This window comes from Ralstonia sp. ASV6 (genome assembly GCF_016429285.1).
Lineage (GTDB): Bacteria > Pseudomonadota > Gammaproteobacteria > Burkholderiales > Burkholderiaceae > Ralstonia > Ralstonia flaminis.
The window spans coordinates 1-705 of the sequence record NZ_JAELUI010000334.1 but is presented as its reverse complement, the minus strand read 5'-3'; the positions used below and the strand labels follow the sequence as shown (position 1 = coordinate 705).

Annotated in this window: 1 protein-coding gene and 1 pseudogene; one reads left to right on the top strand and one right to left on the bottom strand. The window is 64.8% G+C overall.

Features of this window, described 5'->3' with window-relative positions:
• The coding region (locus tag JHD73_RS27945) for a GntR family transcriptional regulator (protein ID WP_199033361.1) at positions 1 to 460 on the top strand (460 nt) is incomplete at its 5' end.
• Positions 461 to 486: 26 nt separating this feature from the next.
• Here the strand turns inward: JHD73_RS27945 and JHD73_RS27940 are convergent.
• Positions 487 to 705, bottom strand: a pseudogene (locus JHD73_RS27940) (dihydrodipicolinate synthase family protein); the annotation flags it as partial.

The window sequence follows — 705 nt, the reverse complement described above, 5'->3', positions numbered from 1 at the left end:
GTTCAGCATCGAAGAGTTGGCCGATATGCTCGAAGCCATGTGCGAGCTCGAAGCCCTGTGCTGCCGCCTGAGCGCGCAGCGCATGAGCGTGGTCGAGAAGAAGCAGCTCGAAGTACTCCAGAGCGACATGAACGACGCCATCGCGCGTGGCGATGAAGTCGGTTACTTCGAACTCAACCGCGAGTTTCACGAGCTGATCTGCAAGGGCGCGCAGAGCAAATCGCTGGCGTCGATCATTGCGGTGCAACGCCAGCGCCTGGCGGGCTTCCGCGCCGCGCAACCGGCAACGCCGTCGCGCTTTGAGGCCGCCACCGACGAGCACCGCGAGATCGTCTCCGCCATCCTCGCTGCCGATCCGGAGCGCGCCTACAATGCAATGCGCGACCACACGGCGCGCCTGTCGATCGTCGTGCTGGGCCGCCTGAAGAAGCAACAACAAGGCAACCGCGCCAGCGCCTGAGGCGCCATCCGAGCAAAACAACGCGCTCATGCCGCTACCTGCTGAACCGGCGGCATCAAGAACCCCAATGCATCGAGCTGTGCCAGCAGTGCATTCGCCTGCTCTGCGCTGAATGCCGTCAAGGGCGGCCGCACGCGGCTCCAGCCGGCGTGCTGCATGTGATGCGCAACCACGGCCTTGAGCGCCGGAATCATCGGCAACGCCTGCGCGATCGTGCGCAACGCCGTCACCGTTGCCTCCCAGAC